This is a genomic window from Oribacterium sp. KHPX15 (assembly GCF_900107835.1).
Classification (GTDB): domain Bacteria; phylum Bacillota; class Clostridia; order Lachnospirales; family Lachnospiraceae; genus Oribacterium.
This window is the reverse complement of the sequence record NZ_FNRG01000006.1, coordinates 12,839-34,597: the sequence shown is the minus strand read 5'-3', so window position 1 is coordinate 34,597 and position 21,759 is coordinate 12,839. Positions and strand designations below refer to the sequence as shown.

Annotated in this window: 20 protein-coding genes; 18 read left to right on the top strand and 2 right to left on the bottom strand. The window is 37.0% G+C overall.

Annotated features, from left to right (window positions below; translation table 11 throughout):
- Nucleotides 1-10: 10 nt before the first annotated feature.
- The 13 genes from BLV86_RS05625 (at nucleotide 11) to BLV86_RS05565 (ending at nucleotide 15,875) form a co-directional block, all read left to right on the top strand.
- Nucleotides 11-2,485, top strand: coding sequence for an AAA domain-containing protein (locus BLV86_RS05625; protein WP_090815504.1), 2,475 nt, complete (start codon nucleotides 11-13; stop codon nucleotides 2,483-2,485).
- Between the two features lie 16 nt (nucleotides 2,486-2,501).
- Nucleotides 2,502-5,519: a helicase domain-containing protein gene (locus BLV86_RS05620; protein WP_090815502.1), complete on the top strand. Its 3,018-nt coding sequence runs from the start codon at nucleotides 2,502-2,504 to the stop codon at nucleotides 5,517-5,519.
- Nucleotides 5,520-5,545: 26 nt separating this feature from the next.
- Nucleotides 5,546-8,266, top strand: coding sequence for an AAA domain-containing protein (locus BLV86_RS05615; RefSeq protein ID WP_242873245.1), 2,721 nt, complete (start codon nucleotides 5,546-5,548; stop codon nucleotides 8,264-8,266).
- Nucleotides 8,267-8,303: 37 nt separating this feature from the next.
- Nucleotides 8,304-9,986, top strand: a complete 1,683-nt coding sequence (locus BLV86_RS05610) for a DUF2325 domain-containing protein (RefSeq protein WP_090815500.1) — start codon at nucleotides 8,304-8,306, stop codon at nucleotides 9,984-9,986.
- A gap of 99 nt (nucleotides 9,987-10,085) precedes the next feature.
- Nucleotides 10,086-10,562, top strand: a complete 477-nt coding sequence (locus tag BLV86_RS05605; protein ID WP_090815498.1) for a hypothetical protein — start codon at nucleotides 10,086-10,088, stop codon at nucleotides 10,560-10,562.
- A 479-nt stretch (nucleotides 10,563-11,041) separates the two neighbouring features.
- The gene (locus BLV86_RS05600; RefSeq protein WP_090815496.1) at nucleotides 11,042-11,332 is read left to right on the top strand and encodes an HNH endonuclease; all 291 of its coding nucleotides are present in this window, start codon (nucleotides 11,042-11,044) and stop codon (nucleotides 11,330-11,332) included.
- A gap of 2 nt (nucleotides 11,333-11,334) precedes the next feature.
- Entirely contained in the window at nucleotides 11,335-11,703 is a 369-nt protein-coding gene (locus BLV86_RS05595) for a YccF domain-containing protein (RefSeq protein ID WP_090815494.1), read from the top strand.
- 167 nt (nucleotides 11,704-11,870) lie between these two features.
- A complete protein-coding gene (locus BLV86_RS17745) occupies nucleotides 11,871-12,008 on the top strand; it encodes a hypothetical protein (protein WP_175456448.1) in 138 nt (45 codons plus the stop codon).
- 12 nt (nucleotides 12,009-12,020) lie between these two features.
- On the top strand, nucleotides 12,021-12,518 hold the full coding sequence (locus BLV86_RS05590) for a hypothetical protein (protein WP_139297883.1): 498 nt from the start codon (nucleotides 12,021-12,023) through the stop codon (nucleotides 12,516-12,518).
- A gap of 82 nt (nucleotides 12,519-12,600) precedes the next feature.
- Nucleotides 12,601-13,317: a hypothetical protein gene (locus BLV86_RS05585; RefSeq protein WP_090815490.1), complete on the top strand. Its 717-nt coding sequence runs from the start codon at nucleotides 12,601-12,603 to the stop codon at nucleotides 13,315-13,317.
- A gap of 27 nt (nucleotides 13,318-13,344) precedes the next feature.
- The gene (locus BLV86_RS05580) at nucleotides 13,345-14,022 is read left to right on the top strand and encodes a hypothetical protein (protein ID WP_090815488.1); all 678 of its coding nucleotides are present in this window, start codon (nucleotides 13,345-13,347) and stop codon (nucleotides 14,020-14,022) included.
- A 157-nt stretch (nucleotides 14,023-14,179) separates the two neighbouring features.
- The gene (locus BLV86_RS05575) at nucleotides 14,180-14,362 is read left to right on the top strand and encodes a helix-turn-helix domain-containing protein (protein WP_442950757.1); all 183 of its coding nucleotides are present in this window, start codon (nucleotides 14,180-14,182) and stop codon (nucleotides 14,360-14,362) included.
- Nucleotides 14,363-14,948: 586 nt separating this feature from the next.
- Nucleotides 14,949-15,875 carry a hypothetical protein gene (locus BLV86_RS05565; protein ID WP_090815484.1) on the top strand — a complete coding sequence of 309 codons (927 nt, stop codon included), beginning with the start codon at nucleotides 14,949-14,951 and terminating at the stop codon, nucleotides 15,873-15,875.
- 147 nt (nucleotides 15,876-16,022) lie between these two features.
- Here the strand turns inward: BLV86_RS05565 and BLV86_RS05560 are convergent, their stop codons facing one another.
- Both BLV86_RS05560 and BLV86_RS17740 read right to left on the bottom strand, forming a co-directional pair.
- Nucleotides 16,023-16,424: a hypothetical protein gene (locus BLV86_RS05560; protein ID WP_090815482.1), complete on the bottom strand. Its 402-nt coding sequence runs from the start codon at nucleotides 16,422-16,424 to the stop codon at nucleotides 16,023-16,025.
- Between the two features lie 95 nt (nucleotides 16,425-16,519).
- On the bottom strand, nucleotides 16,520-16,657 hold the full coding sequence (locus BLV86_RS17740) for a DarT1-associated NADAR antitoxin family protein (protein ID WP_175456447.1): 138 nt from the start codon (nucleotides 16,655-16,657) through the stop codon (nucleotides 16,520-16,522).
- A 166-nt stretch (nucleotides 16,658-16,823) separates the two neighbouring features.
- Here BLV86_RS17740 and BLV86_RS05555 point away from each other — a divergent pair, with 166 nt between their 5' ends.
- The 5 genes from BLV86_RS05555 to BLV86_RS05535 all read left to right on the top strand — a co-directional run bounded on the left by BLV86_RS05555 (nucleotide 16,824) and on the right by BLV86_RS05535 (nucleotide 21,746).
- The gene (locus BLV86_RS05555; protein WP_090815480.1) at nucleotides 16,824-17,300 is read left to right on the top strand and encodes an HAD domain-containing protein; all 477 of its coding nucleotides are present in this window, start codon (nucleotides 16,824-16,826) and stop codon (nucleotides 17,298-17,300) included.
- A gap of 144 nt (nucleotides 17,301-17,444) precedes the next feature.
- The gene (locus tag BLV86_RS05550; RefSeq protein ID WP_090815478.1) at nucleotides 17,445-18,464 is read left to right on the top strand and encodes a pentapeptide repeat-containing protein; all 1,020 of its coding nucleotides are present in this window, start codon (nucleotides 17,445-17,447) and stop codon (nucleotides 18,462-18,464) included.
- 67 nt (nucleotides 18,465-18,531) lie between these two features.
- Nucleotides 18,532-18,819: a cyclic-phosphate processing receiver domain-containing protein gene (locus BLV86_RS05545; RefSeq protein ID WP_090815476.1), complete on the top strand. Its 288-nt coding sequence runs from the start codon at nucleotides 18,532-18,534 to the stop codon at nucleotides 18,817-18,819.
- Complete coding sequence (locus BLV86_RS05540; protein WP_090815474.1) at nucleotides 18,810-19,514, top strand: hypothetical protein; 705 nt, start codon at nucleotides 18,810-18,812, stop codon at nucleotides 19,512-19,514. Before BLV86_RS05545 ends, BLV86_RS05540 begins: the two co-directional genes overlap by 10 nt.
- 189 nt (nucleotides 19,515-19,703) lie before the next feature.
- The gene (locus BLV86_RS05535; RefSeq protein ID WP_175456446.1) at nucleotides 19,704-21,746 is read left to right on the top strand and encodes an AAA family ATPase; all 2,043 of its coding nucleotides are present in this window, start codon (nucleotides 19,704-19,706) and stop codon (nucleotides 21,744-21,746) included.
- The last annotated feature ends 13 nt before the right edge of the window (nucleotides 21,747-21,759 follow it).

Genomic DNA, 21,759 nt, shown 5'->3' with positions numbered 1-21,759 from the left:
TTTAGATTTTATGATAGATAACCAGTCAAATATAGATGCAAAAAAGCTTATAGGAATGCAGGTAAGAAATACAACAACATTTTCTACCGGTAGAATAGAATACATAAAAGACGGAATCATGGCCGTAGATCATCATGGTGAGATAAGAAAATACTTATTTCCGGATGCATTTGCGGGGATACTTGAACTTGAAGATGAAGAAATACACGAAACCATGCGCTCACATGGTGTGGGTGCTTCGTTTGAATGGTTTAAAAACACCTACAAAGCAGCCATCTTAAGTGAAATCAATTATCTAAAAGCAACCGGTGGAAAGAAATACAGGATCGTTGACGGTGAAAGAATTTCTACAAAAAATGACGAGTACCTTTATGCATTTGATACTGATACTGATCTGCATTTTCCTGATGGAACAGGCATTAAATTATGGTTCCCAGAAAAAATAATCCTGGGATATATTATTTCATGTGAAGACTTTAGTATCGTATTAAGAACCAAGGAATATCTTGGTGAAACTATTGAAATTGTTGAGTTTACTGCTGATCAATGGCAGTTGCTTGAATCATTGATGGAACGCATGGATGAGATGGATCCTGATGAAAATTCTCTTGCTTATGAAATAGCATGTAATGGTAAATCGCAGATATCTTTGGGACAGAGAATTAGATCTGGTCAAAATTATGCGCTTAACAGAGCTACTTCAGAAAGGATAACATTTATCTGGGGACCACCCGGAACCGGTAAGACTGAGACCCTTGCAAGAATAGCATTGGAACATATTGAGCGTGGAAGAAGGGTCCTAATGCTTTCTTACAGTAATGTTTCTGTAGATGGAGCTTTATTACGAATAGCAAAAATAACAGATATAAGAGACGGAAGGATAATCCGTTATGGATACCCACGAGTGAAAGAGCTTTTAGATAGTAAAACTCTTACGTCTTACCAATATGTTTTATATAAGGATTCGGTTCGTGCAAAAGAATATGAGGACCTTATTGCTCAAAAGAAAAAAATAAAAGGAAAAACATTAGAGAAAGTAGAAATAAATAAGAAGATTAATAAAATACGAGATCAGCTGCTACTAGAAGAAATGATGTTGATCCAGAGCTCTGATTTTGTTGCTACAACTGTATCAAAGGCCATAGTAGATAAAGCCATATATTCTCAAAAGTTTGATGTTGTCATATTTGATGAGGCCAGCATGGCGTATGTACCGCAGATTATTTTCTCAGCCGGTCTTGCAAAGGATTATTTTGTATGTTTGGGTGATTTCTGTCAGTTGCCAGCTATAGTTCAAAATCCAGCGAATGATAGACTAATGAATGATATTTTTGATCATACCGGGATAACATCTGCTGTACAGAATAATCAAAATCATGAATGGTTAGTAATGTTGGACACCCAATTCCGTATGCATCATGATATAGCGGATTTTGTAAGTATAAATATGTATCAGGGTCTTCTTAAAACATCAGATAAGATAACTGAAAGCAGAGCAGAAATAGCAGAATGTTTACCATCTCCAGGGTCAGCTATGTCCATGGTGGATTTAAGCGGCATGTATTCCGTGTGTACCAGGACCATGGATGGATCCAGGATTAATATATTATCTGCGTTAATGTGCATGAGAATAGCAGAAAGGAATATCTCAAAGTATGAAGTAGGAATCATAACTCCATACAGTGCTCAATCACGTTTGATTTTATCGATGATCCGTGATATGCAGGAAATAGATGAAAGATGGCTGAAAGTAACTTGTGCAACTGTACATCAGTTCCAGGGATCTGAGAAGCCTGTAATAATCTACGATGCAGTAGATTGTTTCAGAATGCCATTCCCGGGAATTTTATTAACATCTTTGAAAAACGATACGGCAAATAGACTTTTCAATGTTGCAATGACTAGATCCAAGGGTAAATTCATCCTGGTAGCTAATAATGATTACTTAAGCCGAAAACACATTTCCAAAAAGCTAATGTTTTCCAAAGCTATGTCGCTCATTGAGAAACAAAAACATATTACAGGCGGTTTTGAGATATTGGATGAGATGATGCCGTCTGATAATGAAGAGCCTAGTGTATATATAGAAGACAGGGAGTCAAGCTGGAAAAAATATATTGAAGACTTGAAAAATGCTCAGAAAAAGATTCACATAGATATGCCTGATGTAATAGGTGAAAACGATAAAGCTATAAAAGAATTGATCCAAGTTTTGGTGCAGAAAAAGAGCGAAGACGTGGAGATATGTATTCGAATTCCGGAGGATATAGATTTGCCTAAAGGGTTGCAGGTATATATCAAGAATCATGAGTATGTAACAAATCCGGTAACATTGATTGATAAAAAAACATTATGGTTTGGTCAGCCATTATATGCCGCAGATTTTATTTCAGAAGGTGAAATACTCGATACAGAATATTTCCCTTGCGTCAGATTTACGGGTTCACATACCGCCAGATCTGCTCAAGCATTCTTAGAACTTTAAAGGTAGGTAACTTGATTTGAATTTGAATGATCATCTTGAGGATTTTAATAAAGAAGAACAAAAAGTGCTCGATGCTTTGATTTCCAAAATGAACAATGTTTTAAAAGACTTGGATGACAGGATGAAAAAATATGTCGCAGAGGCAAAGAATGCGGATATATCAGTAAATCCTGATGAATACCTTGCTAAACTTTTAGCGCAAAATGGAAAAAAAGATACCGAGGAAAATAGAAAAAAATTTCTTCAGGCGCGAGATGAATTATATCATACACGCTTACTTTTACGTGGTGAATCAGACTATTATGGCACAGACATAGAAGAACTCAAAATAGGTCTCCATTCTTGCAGTATAAATAGCGATCCATGTGTAGTGTCTTGGACGATGCCATTATGTAGACATTATCTTTTAGATAATGCTTCAACTGAGTATGAAAGTATTGTTAAAGAAAGCCTAGGTAAAGTATACCATACTCATTATACATTATTGGTTAAAAATTCAGTAAAGCTAAGATTTACCCATGTTGTTAAAGCTATGAATCTGTATCCAGGTATCTTCAACGATGAAGAACTGAAGATGATGAAGGGTAAAGATTTCTTTAGTGAAGAATTTTTGGATGAAATGATAAATCGTTTCAATCCTGATGAATATGATCCTGAAAGTGCTGCCAAGATCATATCAGATGAATTTCTTCAGGAGCTTCTTGAAAGAAGATCTTCGCCGGAGTTTAAAAATATTGTTTTCTCAATCCAAAAGAAACAGGGCGAGATTATACAGGCACCATATAAAAGGAATATGATAGTTCAGGGATGTGCCGGATCAGGGAAATCTATGATTATGATGCATAGACTGCCGATTCTTTTATATGATAATCAAACCAGCATTAGCCGTAAAGGTCTTTATATAATCACACCTTCTCAGATGTATATCCAATTAACTGAAAACATGCGCGATCAGCTTGAGATCTCTGATATAAATATGGGTACACTTGAGCAATATTATGATGTTTGTATTGAAAAATACTTGGGCCATAAAGCCGGTGAGTATGGAAGAATCAATTATACAAGTAAGATTAGCAGTGATAATGAAGCCTATGTATATTCAGAGGAATGTATTAATGACATCAAACGTTATTTTAGTGATCACTTAGATAAAGAGGGAGTTTCTCTTGAAAAGGCATATACAGATTTGAACCTACAAGAAAAAGAACAAACTTTAGGAACCACTTATATTCAAAAAATCAATAAAAGATCTTCAAAGCTACAATCAATATTATCAGCCAATAACGAGTCTTTAAGAATATATTTCAATGGTATAAAGGATGCACTCGAGGCTCTTAAACTTTTGGATGTTGCACTTCGTTATCGCAAGGATGGAGTTATCCGAGAATTATCAAAAGCAATCTCTGCAAGTGAAGATGAAATATTACAAGCACAAAAAGAAATTGAGAAACTTAATGAGAAAGACAATGAGATTGCTATAAAAAACCGAAAAATCACTATAGAAAATGCGAGAAAGAATATTCTGGATCTTACTGAACGAAAAATAACAGTAGAGAATGATACAAAATATTTTGATTCTTTAAACAATGTGAGTTTAAAGCTAACCTCAGTAATATCTCCAATAAAAGATTTAAAGGATGAGTTGAGTCAGAATACCATTAGTGATATTTACAATGCAATAAACAACATTGGTATGCTCATTGGCGGATTCTATATGGTGTCATGGGAGATTTCCAAAATCGAAGATAAGTATTTTACTTATGTAGAGCCGTTTAGTAGAGCTATCGATAACGCTCAAAAAGCTATCATAGTCCTTCAGGGATTGAATGCAAAATATCTGGAGTACGAATACTACAGTAAAATCAAAGAAGAAAACGATAACTTGGTAAATGAACTTGGCAACGGGGTTAGAAACGCATACAAGACCATAATGGAAAAAATCGGTGTCAAACCAAATGAAGATGGAAGTATCAGAGCTCTTAGATGTTCACCATACATATATCTTCAAGCACTTTATCATTTCATGGGAGCACCAATCCTTAAAAAAGAATATCTTCTGGCAATTGACGAATCTCAGGGAATTGCTCCTGAGGAAATCAGATTGCTAAAAAATATAAATGGTGAAAATGTTGTATTTAACCTCTATGGAGATATTTATCAGCATATTGAAGGAACAAAAGGTATAGACAGCTGGGATGCATATCGTGATGTTATAGATTTCGATATGTATGAGATGAATGAAAACTATAGAAATGCCTCTCAGATCACCGAGTATTGCAATAACCAGTTTGGCATGGATATGAATGCGATCAACACCCCAGGAAAGGGTGTTCATGAAATGCATGACTTTGATGAATTCCGATTAGGAATGATAGATCAACTTATGGACGATCAAAGAGCTGGACTTGCGGCTATCCTTGTGGGAAGTGATGCAGAAGCAAGATATCTTCTGGGAGAATTTTCTGTTTATGAGCAGAAATTCCATGATATGACGGATGAAGACTTTAGCATTCATCGTACAAGATGGAATATCATAAACATTGATGACGCTAAGGGTCTTGAGTTTAGCTCTGTTATAGTACTGTCCGGACGTATGACGAGAAATCAGAAATACATTGCCTATACAAGGGCTCTTGATGATCTGTATGTTTATCCAGAAGTCATCGATGTAAAGGATTATGAGAAGAAGCCTCGAAAGAAAGATGATGATAAAACAACCGATGATAAAGAACCTGTATCTAATGGGGACTCGACTCCAAATATAAACGTTTTATCAAAAACTTTACCAAAGCATTCTGCTCCAAAGAGTGTCACCAATCACGAAGATAGTGCGGTAAGAAAATTCTTTGAAGATAAAGGTCTTGAAGTTATCGATAATCGTGATTCTGGCGGAAGATTATGGGTTATTGGTGAGAAATCTGATATCAGAGACATTGTGAGTTCGGCCATTTCAAGGTTTGGAATATCTGGAAAGTATGCTTCAAATAAAGAAAGCCGCAATAGAAATGGATGGTATACTAAGTCCGACAAATAGTTTCAAAGTACAATAAATAGATAGTTATGGATTCTACAAGATACATGGTTATAGCCAAAGGACATATATGTACAGATGATGTCGAGACTTGCACTTATAATGCATCTACAAACAGCTATGACATCGTCTATAAAAATGGAAAATGTTACCCGTATTCTGCGGGTAACGTTATTTTCATGGAGAATCCAATCAAACTTGATCCTAAAAATTACATTATAGAAACCCAAAATGGTAAATATCTTTATGATATTAAACAGATTTATGAATTTACAGGACCTTATAGTAAGTACTGGCATATAATATTCGCTAATTTCGTACATAACTATAAGAAGGACGATTTAATAATACAGAACAACTGTCTGACAGATAAAAAGTCAGGTAGCACATTTGATTACCTTAGAGAAATATCTGGTCTTTGTAAACTTCCAGATGAATATAAAGACGAGGAAGTTATCTTAAAGAAGTATTTTGAAAACATAGGATTTGTGTCGGATGAAACGGTTTTAAGCCTATATCTCAATCCAAATAATGAACCAATTCATCGATGTGAAGAAAATCTGATATTTCCATTTGGATGTAATCAAAGCCAATATGATGCTGTTAGAAATGCCCTAGAGAATCAGATCAGTGTTATACAGGGACCTCCGGGAACCGGAAAAACACAAACAATCTTAAATATCATTTCAAACCTAATAATTAAGAGAAAATCAGTACTTGTCGTTTCAAATAACAATTCAGCTATAAAAAATGTTTTGGAAAAACTGTCAAAGACGAAATATGGCATGGATTTTCTAGTTGCTCCTTTAGGGAGTGTAGCAAATAAAGAAATGTTCATAGAAAATCAGAATGGCGTATATCCCGATCTTTCATTATGGAAGAGTGAAATAAATTCTTCGGCCATCTTGCAGGAAATATCAGAAATATCAAGCAAGTTAGAAATGGTGTATGGGATTAAAGAGACACTGGCCAGGCTTAAAGAAAAACGTTACAATGTTGAGCTTGAAGCTAAACATTTTGATGAATTTGCTGATGAGACGGGAGCTCTCTATAAAACCGTAAAAATACGTGATAATCTCTCGTCGGAGAAGATAATGCATTTATGGCAGGAATTACAGAGAAGAACTGACGAATCAAAGAAAATGTCAATTTTGTTCAAGCTAAAGAGTATCTTTCTGTATGGCATAGCAAATTGGGATTTTTATAAACAAGACATCTCGAAAATCATTTCGGTTCTTCAGGGAATGTATTATCAACAATCACTGAAGGAAATTGATAATAAAATAGAAAATTTCGAAAAGGATTTAGATGATAATAAAGGAGATTTTGAGAAACAGCTGGGAGAAAAGTCTCTTAAATGTCTGAAATCCGCAATAGAAGAACGTTACAATTGGAAATGTCTGAGAAGTATCTTTACGAAAGATGATTTATTCAAATCACCGTCTCTGGTTATGCAAGAGTATCCAATCATCCTAAGTACTACATATTCCGCAAGAAACAGTTTGAATGTTAAAGATGTTCAGTATGACTATGTAATCATGGATGAGGCTTCTCAAGTAGATTTGGCTACAGGAGCATTGGCTCTTTCATGTGCTAAAAATGCAGTTATAGTCGGAGATTTGAAGCAGCTTCCAAATGTCATAAAATCTGATGTTCGAAAAGTTGCTGAACAAATCATGGCAAAATACAATATTCCTAAAGCTTACGATTTTGCATGTAACAGTTTCCTTCAATCTGTTATATCTGCAATACCGAATATTCCGTCTGTCCTTTTAAGAGAACATTACAGATGTCATCCTCAGATTATCTCATTCTGCAATCAGAAGTTTTATGATGGAGATCTTATTGTGATGACAGAAGACGATAATCTCGGCAAGGCTCTGATGGCTATTAAAACTGTTGTAGGCAATCATGCAAGGGATAATTATAATCAGAGACAGATAGACGTTATAAAAGAAGAAATATTACCAACACTGGATGTTCCGAATGATGAAATAGGAATTATTACACCTTACAATGCTCAGGTTAATGCCATAAAACGGCAGATTCCGGAAATAGATGTGGCTACAGTTCATAAATTTCAGGGACGTGAGAAGGATGTGATCATTCTTTCAACTGTGGATAACCAGATAAATGATTTCACAGATGACCCTTACTTGCTAAATGTTGCAGTTTCCAGAGCTAAGAAAAGACTGATAGTTGTGATTTCTGGTAATGAACAAGATAAAAAGGGAAACATCTTTGATCTTATATCATACATTCAGTACAACAAGATGGAGGTTGTAGACAGTAAGGTATATTCAATATTTGATTTCCTGTATTCTCAGTATAAGGAGCAGCGATGGAAGTATCTGAAAGATAAAAAGCGGATTTCTGAGTATTATTCTGAAAATAGAGCATATAACTTTATCTTAGATCTTATCAAAGACCACAAGGAATATTCTGTTGTCTGCTTTGAACCGCTATCAATGATTGTGAGAGATATGAGCGGACTTACTGATAAAGAAGTTCGTTATCTCATGAATCCTGCTACTCATGTCGATTTCATGATCTATAACAAGGTTAATAAACAGCCGGTTGTAGCTATAGAAATAGACGGTTATTCATTCCATAAGGAAGGAACCGTGCAGCACGTAAGAGATAAGTTGAAAGATCATATCCTGGAAGTATCTGGTATCGGGCTTTTGAGACTTAATACAAATGGCAGCGGAGAGAAGGAAAAAGTGTTAAAAGCTATAGGTATAGAATGATATATATGAACAGATAGGATAAAGGAAGCATTAACCTATGAAACCACCATTCAACAACCAATTCTTCCAGGATCAGTTTAAAGACGATTTCATTGACAACATTGATCCCGAAGACATTAAACATAAAAGAAAGATAGCAGGCATCATGTTACAGGACCTGATGAACCGGCAGAGCGGCAATGTGGTTGCACCGGATACCACAGGTGTTGGCTTTGAATTTCTGATGGGTTTTATCACTCCTGAAATGTCCTGTGATTTTGCCCTTATCGAGCAGGATTTCCTAAAGAATTGCAGGAGTAAGCTGGAGGAGTTCCGGAAGGCTGGCTGGTACGGGGCAATGTCATTCAGGACACACAAACCACTAGATGCGATACAGAACAGTATTCTATGCCTTATATATAATGGTGCTAAGCTTGGGGACGAATACTGCATTGAGCTCATCAAGAACCTCTATAAGGTTTACCACAAAAAGGAGTATAACCAGCTGAAACGATTCAGGACCATCAATGCTCAGGAAATCCTTTCACTTTCCGAGGATGAAATAATCGGAGATTCATATCCAACAATGGGCCGGATAGTGGCAATGTGTCAGTTCTTAGGCATTGAGCTTCACGAGAATTGTTCTTTCATTTATAAGCTCCTTAATAATGACAGAGAAGAATTCCTTGCCATGGAGGATGAAGAAACAGAATTCCTGCAATTTGAAGAAGGGCTTTTCGATGAATGTACCGAGCAGATTAATGAGTGGGTTGAGGAGTTAAAAAAGAAAAACATTCCACGCAGAAAAAAGATCAAAAACTATCTGGATACTATTGATTTCATTGGCTTATGTATGAGGCAGCATGGTTATGTAGATGTCTATCCGAGGCTCTGTCTTGAAAATGACATGGGTGTCAAAATGCAAATGATCCGGACCCTGGCAATGCTCAGGACCTGGAAGCCCAAGAAGGAGTTTACCTTTGAGGAAGTGCAGTTCTACACCAATATCTATGATCTTGCAGCTGCATTGGCCGATACGGCTGACTGCCTGAATTACGATGTAGGGTATCTTATAGGTGATGAGATCGACGAGCTGGACATTGAGGATGCCCTGTTTAATCCTGCGAACATGACTGTTAATGTCAAGAACAGGAAGCCGGAGAAGAAGCCGGTGACAAATGTGGCTCCGGTAAGTAAGGGTGATGTGACGGCGGAGGATTACCTTGCCGAGATCGCCGAGCTCCGGAAGAAGCTCAATGAAAAAGAGCAGGAGAATAAGTACCTCCGGGAGATGTACAGAAGCGCTAAGCATTCTTCTGAGGAGACCGAGGGGCTTGTAAAGAAATATGAGGCTGAACGTGATGAGCTGATCGCGCTCCGGGAGTATGCCTATAACTCTGAGCATGAGAATGATGATGTAGAGGAAGACAAGCTCCCGGATATGGAGAAGGCAATCGCGGATAAGAAGATCGTCATCATCGGAGGACATGTGAACTGGCAGAACAAGCTTAAGCAGCTGTTCCCGGAATGGCTCATCGTCCACCTGGATGAATATAAAACCGTAAACAGCAGGATGCTGGAAGGTAAGGAGAAGGTTTATTTCTTTACGGATTACATTAACCACATAAGCTATAAAAAGTTCATTGCTATCGTGAGGGAGAAGAATATACCATTTGGATACATAGGAAGCAGCAACATTGGCAGTGTGGTGGCGCAGATTTATGAGGAGATGGTGAAGTAAAATCCGGATTTGTGGTGAAAGAGAAATGAGAATTATCACGAGTTGGCACCATGGTTAGATGCCTATAGAAGAGAGATGATTTTGAGAAGAGGAAAACGGATGCAGTACGAGTTTTCAAGCACTGATAAAGAAAAATTCAGTCTTCATGATTGTCGGTCAACATCTATTGAACTGATAAATGAACGATTGATATTCAAATTGCCGGATGGTTTATTTAACATTGATTATTCAGATAACTGGCCTAATACAGGAATGGCGGAGGTTGAATTCACTATAGATCCAAAGAGAGGCGTTTATCTCAACATATTTGAAGACTCAGAAGGACAGACAATACGTAAGGAAATTATGCTGAAGCAGCTGGTTGAAAAGATAAATAATTCTGAATGGGAACTTGAATTCGCTTACCGTTATGATGGTTACGAGGAGATTTTATATAAATGCTGGATTTGGATAAATCATGAACCATGGTCATATGAAGGCGAGTTATGGATCGGAACAAAAGAAGATACAGTTTTTAGATGGAATTCCCCTGAAGACACAAAAGATTATCCGAATACAAATACGAAAGAGAGATGAGACTAAAATCATCTTTGCTGTGCTGGTGGACGCATTGTTGGGAAGAGTTTTAATAAACCTATGCTTTTGCAAGAACATTTATTCTTAAAAAACTTGAAATTCCATTAGACTCAGAGTATAATTCAATCAAAGAACAGTTGTTTGATATGAAAGGATTGAAATGAGTAAGCGATTCCCTGTAGATGTAATACTACAACATAATACGGATGGTACAATAATACCGATAAGACTTAGATTTACTAATGATGACGGTGAAAGAACAGAATATACCATTAGAGGATACAAAGATTTGTCCGGCCAGGAGACAAGAACGATGCCAGATGGAGTTTTCGTCACTTCCTCGGATTTGGTGTATCAATGCAAGTTGATCGTCAATAACCAGCAACGATATATATACCTGCATCGTATTCCTAGTGGATCCTCATGGTTTATGACGGTATGTGCTTAAGACCGATCAATTATAATGAGGTTGGGGATGTATGAGGGGCCTGAAGCAAAAGAAAATTGATATTAAACGTATTCTTCTAGGTAAAACGGATGGAGTTTGTGCTCGTTGCGGAAGGACTCTTTCGCTAGAGAAGACAACGATAGAACACTACGTGCCAAAATACAGAGGTGGAGCAGATGATGAAAGAAATCTACTTCCGCTATGCAAGAAGTGTAATAAACAGAAAGGCTCCAGAATAGTGGCCGCAGAGGAGTACTATCCATTTCTTAAGAGCGAATATTGCTTGGAGGCAGACAAGTATAAAGTTGAAGAGGGGATATAATTATGACTTTTCTGGGAAATCTTATATGGCTTATATGTGGTGGCCTTCTGAGTGCCATCGGCTGGTGGCTGGCAGGAATTCTTTGGTGCATTACGATCATCGGAATACCGGTAGGGATGCAATGCTTCAAGCTGTCGGCATTATCGCTTTGTCCGTTTGGTAAAGAGATAATAAATGAAGGAGGCGCAGGTTCGTTTCTTCTAAATGTTCTTTGGTTCTTCTTATCAGGCTTTGAACTTGCTTTGGGGAATTTCCTGATTGGTTGTTTACTATGCGTCACTATCATCGGAATTCCATTTGGTCTTCAGTTCTTTAAGATCGCAAAGCTGTGTCTTTGTCCGTTTGGGGCAAATATCGTGAATATAGGTTGACAATACAAGCCGTTAGAACCGGACATCACCGGTTACTGACGGCTTTTTTTCAATTATTAAATGATTATAAACTTGTTATAGATGTTCATTTTTTTGTTTTGAGTACGAGTAGAATTAATATATCGAAGCAAGAGATAAGTCGATATTTAGAATAGGCAGGTATTTATATGGATGACGATGATGAGTTATTTGATTTATTTATGCTTGATAATATGCACCATAATTCCGGTGGCTGCCTCTCATGTTTGATCTTAATGATCATGCCTGTGGTGCTGATCGTAAGCATTATCGAGGCTATATGTTAAGGGTTTAAAAATATGGATAAGAAATTTAATAGAGAAGACATCCTTAGAAGGCTGCGTGCCTTAGTGATCTTGATCACCATCATTCTTATATACAATAATTTTTTAGTTAGTCGGAACCATCAAAAGGAAGAACAGATTCAAAGAGAAAAGGAAATGGTGGAGATTCGTAGACAAAAAGAGCGGGAAAGGATCGCGGCAACAAGTGTAGACATTAGTCTCGAAGAAACTGAATCCATCAAAAGTTATGAAATCAGTGCGGTGACCGATAAACTTAGTGAACCTGTTCCATCAGTTGAAGAAACAGAAGAGTATAAACCGACGGCAGATGTTAAATGGTTAAGAGAGCATGATCGATCTGTATATACATACTCCTATGTCTATCCCGGAACCCGGAAGAGCTCTTCAAAAACAAAGAGAAGACAGGACTATATGGAGAATCTGGCCGAAGAGTATATGGATGCCGAGGGACTGGATTACGATTCAGCGTATGAGGCAGCGGAAGAGGATTGATATTTTAAGATCTTAGTGTGCCAATTTCCTCAGTTTTGCTTAACCTCAGTACGCCAATGTTAATGAGAGGCAAAAATAGAAAATGACTAATAATATTGATGAATGTAAAGATCTTCAGACATTGTTTGAAATATGGAAAAACAAAGCTCCTAGAACTGTCAAAGGATTTGAAATAAATCACAAGGATAATGTATTCATTTCGGATGGTATTGTAAATCCTCTTGTTTGGAACAAACAAAAGCCGAGGATATTATTTGTACTAAAGGAAGCCTATAGTAACAATAATGATGGGGATTGGTCACTTACTGACTGGGTTGCCAGCGGTGAGTGTTTAAATTACAAAATATGGAGAAGGATTGCACTTTGGACGTATGGGGTACTTCATACTACAAGTCAAAGCATCTGTCAGTACAACACGCAAAAATCAGAAGAAGATTTAAAGTATATTCTTCAACGTATAGCTATTCTTAATATCAAGAAGAGTAATGGGAAAAGTGAATCTGATAATGATGAGCTAGAAGCCTACGCCTATGAGGATATGCTTGAAATCAAAAAAGAATTCATGCTTATAGATCCGGATCTTGTCATTTGTGGCAATTGTTTCCGTACATTAGACAATATTGTTTTTGGACTGGATAATGATAATGAAAAGAATGAGAATTGGTATTACTACAAAGAAATATTCGGCAAGGAACGTCTATTTTTAGACTTTTATCATCCGGGAAATCATTGGCCAGATCTATTGAACTATTATGGATTGATGGGGATTTATCAGCAAGCATTGATAAATAAACGCTGAACATAAAGTTTTAATGAGAATATATCTATGGGTACTGATATGACTTATGAAGAAATTGAAGCTTATAAAAAATCTGTAATCGAAAAAGAGAAAAAAGACGCTTATAAATTTGTCATTGTTCTTATTGTTGGATGTGTACTTTTGTTTGTATTTCCGCCGTTAGGAATGATTCTGATTGTAATTGCATTTATCATGGACATCATCTTATGTTTTAAATGTTTAAGAACACGAAGAAAGAATCCGGAAATATGGAAAAAACCTAATTCTAAGTATTCCGTAAACAATACGTATGCAGTATCGGAATCACAACAATCGCTTCATAAACAGGGAACAAATGATAGAAGAGGGATGAATGTTGCCCAAAAAGCCGTTACTTCTTATGCTTTGGGCAAAGCGGCAACTACTATGATGGACGCCGGCAAACAGAATGTAAAGCCTGAAAATCCAAATGCAGAGCGTTATGCTAAAGCCCAGCGAGATGCTATGAATCATAGAAATCTTAGCAGCACCCGAAAAAATGGCAGAGAAACAGTCAGATTTAAAAACGGTGGAAATGGATATATTGAGATCGAGTCAAATGGTGCTCAATACTTGGTAGACTATGGGCATCGTAGAATTGGTTCATATGATCCGATAAGAAATGAAACTTATAATAAGAATGGAAAAAAGGTCGGAAAAGGAAATTTGCTTAAGACATTATTGTAATATCTCGGTTTTTCTTTACGTAATGAATGACAAGGCATGAATTACTCGCTAAACCGCAAGGCATATGATAAACTGGATGTGTTGAGAAAAGGTTTGTATTTACAAGGATGGAGGACCTATGAAACACATCAGTTTTATGCCTCTCTGACACACACTTCTGACTAAAAAAATGCGGAAAGAGGATCTTCACATCGCCGCCGGACTGACCACCAATATGATTGCCAATATGGGGAAGAATAAAGGGATCAGCATGGAAACGCTGGCAAAGATTTGTGACGCTCTCCATTGTGATATCATTGATGTTATTGAACTGACAGATAGTTTCCCTGAAGACAATTAAGATTTAACAGATACTGTCTGTTAAATTCCGGAAAGGATGATGCACAATGGATAATGAATTGGTTCCACTTCCGGAAAATTTTTATGAAGTGCATCAGGCAACGAAGACATTCCAAGTCAGCGGCGTGGACAGAGAATAAACAGAGGTCTTATTTTACAAGGAATCCAGATGTCTTATACAAAGAAAACGTATCTGTATGCATTAAACAGTATCCTTCCGCTTTTTTGCGGACTGTTTATTTATTTGACCAAAAGAGACGACACGCTGGTAGCTCATTTGCTGTCTTCGCTGCGGTCTCTGATGCCCGTCATAGATTATCCGGCTCCAATACACAATTTTGCAGCTGATTTTCTATGGACATACTCCATGTTTTTCTGCCTGAGACTTACTCTGGGAGATGACCTGTGCGGAAAATACAACAGCTTTGTTTTCCTATTGACAGCAATTGTTGCTGTGGTCATAGAATGTCTGCAGCTGACAAAAGTCTTTCCCGGAACATTTGATTTCTTGGACATAGTCATTGAATTAGTGGCAGCAGTTGCTGCCTTATTGATTTCTAATATGATAGAACGGAGGAATAAATATCATGAAAAAGATTAATAATTCACCAAGAGTTATCCTGACATGTCTTGTGATCATTCTTTTTGCCTTGATGGCGATGGGCTCGATAGATTTTCCCTGGGCTCCGGAAGATGAAGACCCCCGGGTCATAGATAATCGCAGGGAAGACGAGGCTCGGGTTGCTCGCGACAATGCCAAAGTGGATGATGTAAATTCAGAGATTATGCGCTGTACAGGAAAAAACCTTACCAGTGAAGAAATGTCTCAGCATATCAAAGAATTTGAAAAGGTACAGAAAAAATGGAGCAAAAAAGAGATCGAGTCTGAGTTTATGCCCGCCATTTCAATGATTGTTCCTGATCTGCGACTGGAGATGTCCGGAGAACATGAACAAGATGAAAAAACCAGGTATGATATAACACCGCTTGAAAAAGATCAATTTGGTTTTTATACAGGAATAAAGGTAAGTGTCCTGAAGAATTCTTCAGACAGCGAAGACGAATCTGAATCTGAGTCTGAATCTCAGGAGAATGCAGAAACAACAGCCACTGCCGAGACCGCAGCCGGACTTCCGGCGAAGGAAGTAGAAGGTGCATATACCACTGTGTCCGTACTCAAAGTGAGGATGAAGGGCAAGGATGAGGATGAAGCCTGGAGGGAGATCGGATCCGAAGATGTTACGGCTACCTTTGATATTACCGCTGTAGATGAAAATACGATCAGGCTTGATCTATATGGGGTAAAATTCGGAGAAGGTCCTTATGATCCTGCAACAGGTATTTGTGAATTCAAAATAGCTTCCGAATTCAATGAGGCAATGAAAACCGCAAAGCCCGATGATAGAACCAGGCAGCTGACTTTTTCAAAAGATAATGAACAGATTAAGTTTAAAGTGATAATTGTTGGCGGTAATGATGATGACTCCGTTATGTTGGGAGTTAAAGAGGAATAACTACAAACCATAGGAACCATAGGCGGAAGCTTGAATGAAGCTTGAATGAAATAGTTAACGAGACCTTTTTGAGGGTATATTACGCACCATAGGTGCCTGCCCTGTGAACGATTGTTCACAGTGACAGGTACCTATTCTAAAGATAAATCACAGTTTTTCAATAAGGCTTTTCATTTCTTCGCGCCATTTTTCTACCTTTTTGCCCCCAGTAAACCATTTTGTGTCGTATTTTGGCAGCATAATTCTTAGCCATTCCTCTCTGGCTGCTTCGTACAAAGCTTCAGCGCCCTTTTTCTTTTGTATATCGACAAAAATCTCTCTTAACCATATAATTGCAGATTCCTTAATAAGAAAAGGCACTCTAAGAATCATATCGTCTTTTTCATACCTTATGTGTTCTATTTCCATCATGCTTTTCTTTGGTATTTTTCTATTCTCTATAAAAAAGTTGTTTTCATCAACATCTAAAATCTTGTGACATTCAAGATCCGCTTCGCAATTATCTTCAGTACATCTTACTGTAAGGATATATAAAATATTGTATTCCATATTTATTTTCCCCATGGATTTAAGTGGTTATTTAAGAATAAATTTATAGTAACAAAGAAAATGTGCAGAAAATGGCACATTTCTTTTGTTATGATTCATACAAGATTAGACTGATGTAAATTCTTTATATTCTTTTGTTTTTGTGTAATAGCAAATCCACCCATCCATTGAAATTCAAATTCTTTTCCGACAACTATCCCATTTTTAATTGTCCACGCCGGTCTTAAAGCCATAATCGATCTCCTCAATATGTTTTTTCTTAATTTATAGCTAAAGTTTTTCTTGTTTTGATACTTTGATTCAAATATACAGAGATGGATGTGCGTATTCGTGTACATCAAATCCTGTACTATATAGGCGCAAGGTGGCCATTATGAAAAAGAAAAATAGGGAGTAAGTATGAAGTATATTTTTTTAGATGTGGACGGTGTTTTGAACAATGAAAACACAAATGAGAGTACTCCTAGCGGTTATGTCGGTGTTTCCATGGAACTTGTTAGAAATCTCTCTAAAATCGTAAAAAGTACAGGTGCAAAGATCATCTTAACGAGTGACTGGAAACAAGGTTGGAGTGAACTTTTGTTTTGCTGTGACGATGATGTAAGTTATCTTCTGGATAAACTGAGAAAATGCGGTTTGAAGATACATAATCGTACCTATGACGAGAAGCTTGAGGATTATTTTTATACAGACCGGGGAGCTGGAATACGAAGTTTTTTGGAATCTTGTGAAGATGTAGAAGGATATGTGATTATCGACGATCATATATTTTCGGATTTCGATAAAGAACAAAAGCTTAATTTTGTACATACAGATTCAAAAAAAGGACTTACCGAAGATGATGTAAAAAAAGCAATTGAAATCTTATCGAGATAGTAAAGGAATATTTAATGAAAATGATCGATGTCTAACACATAGAACTGGGATGTCCATAAATGTGCTCATCCTTTTTCTTATTATTAGAACAACAAAAGACATAAAGAACAACAAGTTAGTTTAGAGAAAGGCTTAGGTGAAAATATGGAAATCACAATGGGAATGAATATCGTAAATCAGAATAAAATTGATAAAGAGGAGTTCAATAAAATAATGGAAGAGCATGCACTGTGGCTGAAAGACCATAATAAGGGTAAGAGGGCAGATTTGAGGATGACAGACCTGAGCAATATGGATCTTTCCGGAATAGATTTTTCATATGCAGACATGCAGGAAGTAGATCTAATGGAGGCAAATCTTACAGGTGCAAATCTTTCTCATGCAGATTTAAGTAGGGGACTTCTCCATGGTGTCAATTTAACAAATGCTGTGATCGATGAAACGGATTTTACAAAAGCCAATTTGATGCATGCTGTACTTAACGGATGCAAAGGAACTAAGGCATATTTTCCATTTACATGTATGTGGGGATGTGAGATTAAGAATGCCTCTTTGAAAAATGCAAGTTTTCTTGGAGCTGAGGTATGTGACTGTGATTTTACCGGTTCCTACCTTGAAGATGCAGGATTTGTAAACGCAGATATGGATAATACCATTTTTGTAGATACTAATCTTAAAAATGTTGATTTTTATGCGGCTGGAAGATCATATTGGTGTGATTTTGAAAATGCTGATATGACAGGAGTTAGGGTATACGGCTTAGATTTGGATGCCGAGAAGCTCAAAGGAGTAAAGGGTCTTAATATGCCTGTCTGCTGTCCTGAGGAGGGATCATTCATTGCGTGGAAAAAATGCAGAAAGGGAAAGTTAGTAAAACTTATGATTCCTGAAAATGCGGAAAGAAAAGGAACTACTCCCCGTTCCTGCAGGGCTTCAGAGGCAGTAGTGCTGGAAATATATGATAAGGATGGTAACCCGGTAGAAGATGCTGTGAGCATCTACGATGATGAATTTATTTATAGAAAAGGTGAAACGGTCTTCCCGAAAGATGCAGATAGAGAACATATGGGTGGTTGGGACGGAATCTATTTCGTTCTATCCCGAAAAGATACAGAGTTCTATGCGGAAGATGATGCTGAGTCTGAAGAAGATATCGATTCATAATTAAGTGACATCCATCTAAGTTTATTAGAAAATAGGATCGATTGTTTCTGTAAGAGGAGTTTTGACGATGAAGATATGGGTAGATGATCTCAGGCCTGTTCCAACAGGGTATGAATGGGCAAAGTCTGTTAACCAGGCGATATCCTTGATTAAAAAAGCTGAGGAAAATCATGAATTGATAGAGATATTGGATCTAGATCATGATCTTGGTGACTATTATTTGGATGGCGGGGATGCTATAAAACTTTTGGACTGGCTTGCTGAAAGAGAGACTTTTTATCCGATAAGTATACATACCGCGAATCCTGTGGGAAGAGCGAACATGGAGAGGATGATTAGAAGATATTGGCCATAATAATATCGAACATTACAAAGAAGGAACAGTATGCCATGGTTTTTAATTTTAGTAATTCCAATTTGGCAAATATGATTAACATATTCAGATGCAAGAACAAAGGTGATGGTAAAAGAGGTCCGTTTTATAATGGGTCTCAACCATGGAACTTCGATTTGGAGGATGAAGGTCTGTTTAGGAGCGCTGTTTGGCAAGGTTATTTGGATGCATCAAGAACCTTTGTTAAGATAAAGCATACGCAGGATTGCCGGTACGCGTTTAATAATCTTGCATCTTCTATTCAAAAGTACTTTAAGGATGAAGAAAACTTTGATCATTCTAAATGGTGTATAGCATTCATTAATGATATCCGAGAGTATAATGAATACGAGGCTAGATATGGTCAGGCACAAAAAGTTGTGAATATGGCCTTTAAGTATTTATACTGCTGTGAAGGAGCCGATAAATATAGAGATAAATTCGAATATTGTCACATGCCTTTGGATCAGTTTACGCTTGCTTGGTTATTTTCTGAAGGTGGTAAGTTCTATGCGGGTTGGAGTTATTTAAAAGAAGATGTTTATAATGAAACCCAGAGTAAAATAAAAGAAATACTTGGTGATAATATCATAGGAAAAGAATTTGTGATGTGGGAAGAAATGCAGAAACAGTATGTCGATTTAGAAAAAAACTATCATGGCCAAAAGAAGATTTAGAGTTAGTTTTGTAAGTTAAACTCGAATACAGAATCTATAAAGGGATGTGCATTAACATGCACATCCCTCTTTGTATTATATGCGTAAAGAAGATAGAGAATTCTTAAAGGATTTTATCTAGGTAGTTCTATAAATATCTTTATTGTAAGTTGAATGTTCGTTCTTTGGGCTGGATGCAGGAGGTATCATATGCAGTTTTATAAAATAAAAATGACCATCGATAAGATAAATGGAGAAGAAGTAGATTCCCCGATTAAAAGAACGGATCGAAGACATTCCTTGGATAAAAATTTGGGTGATACCATAGATATTATGTGTAAGCGGCACCAGGAAAAAATTCTGGACAAAGGCTTTTTCTTTATCAGTAATTCCTCATATGGAACGTGTGATCTAGGGTTGATATTACGTGATTATTTAAATGTAGACGAATTTATTAATAACTTTATTCAAAATGAAAAGATCGAAGTAGAAGATTTAGTTATCAATGAAACTACTTTTAGAGATTTTTATGAGATATTAAGTGCCGCAGAAAGACACGACTTTATTCGTGACACTGATGAGATCATAAATGAATTTGAATTATATGAATTGGCAAATACCAGTAGATTTGAATTTGATTATGATGAGAAAATAATCAGCATTCGCGAAAAAGAATCAATTTATTTGGGGGCAAAGAATTATTTTGCTAATGAAACTTTCATTCCGGAACTTGATCGTATCTATTCGGGAACCCCAAAGAAAAAGATATATGGGCATCCGGTAGATTATATGATAGAAAGTGATGATGAAAGAACGCAGAATGGCTTAACACAGCTTCTCATTCAGGCTTTATATGATGTCGGCCGTATTGATAATAAAAGATTCTGTGTTCTTGAGATATATCCAAAAAAACATTATTCAAAAAAAACAATAGATGCTCTGTATAAAACCTGCATCGGTGGTGCAGTAGTAGTAAATATCTATGAGAATTTGGGCGATGAGGACGATTGTGCAGATGGAAGTCTTTATTGTCTGGAAGAAATATGTCAGGTTGTAAGAAACCATTGCTGCGATGTTTTGACAATCATTAGACTTCCAAGAGAATGTACAAATCTTCGAATGAAGATTTTTGAAAACACCGGAGACTGCACATTTGTAGAGCTAAAGGAGGAAATGGCTGCAGATAACAAAGCCGTGGAATACCTTAGGAAAAGGGCAAAAGAATATGGCGTAAGGACAGATAAGGCGCTTATGTCCGGAGTAGAAAAGGGCCATGGCTATATGGCCCCGGAATTAAACTCTATTTTTGATGTCTGGTACAGTAAGAAGTTAAAAACAACCATTTACAGCCAGTATAAAGATATCGAAGGAGCGAAATCCGAAATCAAAAACAGTACGCCAAAAGGCTGTGCATATGATGAACTCGAAGACATGATCGGACTTGATTCTGCAAAAAAGATGATCCACCAGGCACTGGATAGCTATAAGGCTCAAAAGTTGTTTAAAGATAAGGGCATATCAAATGACGTAATCTGTAATCATATGATATTCACAGGGAATCCAGGTACTGCAAAAACTTCGGTAGCAAGACTTTTTGCACGTATCCTTAAGGATAATGATGTGATATCAAAAGGACAGATTGTAGAGGTAGGACGAGCAGATCTGGTTGGAAGATATGTCGGATGGACTGCACAACTTGTTAAAAAGAAATTTAGAGAGGCTCTTGGAGGAATCCTTTTTATTGATGAAGCGTATTCGCTTGTTGATGACCGTGATGGAATGTACGGAGATGAGGCGATAAACACTATCGTTCAGGAGATGGAAAATCATAAAGATGAATTGATAGTTATTTTTGCGGGTTACCCCGATAAAATGGAAGGATTTCTTGATAAAAACCCAGGATTAAGGTCACGAATTGCCCATTATGTACATTTTGAAGACTACAATACGGACGAACTTTGCAAAATAGCAGAGTTTATAGCACGAAAACAAAACATGATCCTGGATGATGGGGCTAAGGAAAAAATCAAAACCATCATGGATGAAGCGAGAAGATATCCTGATTTCGGAAATGGAAGATATGCGAGAAATGTTATTGAAAAGGCACGTATGGCACAAAGCAGTAGATTGGTCAGGATGAACTATGATGATGTCACAACGGAAGATGTCAGAACAATATGCGCTGAGGATATCGATTTAGATCAGAACAGGATATCACGAAAAGTAAGCCGTCCAATAGGCTTTTCTTTATAGCGGGTAGTAATTG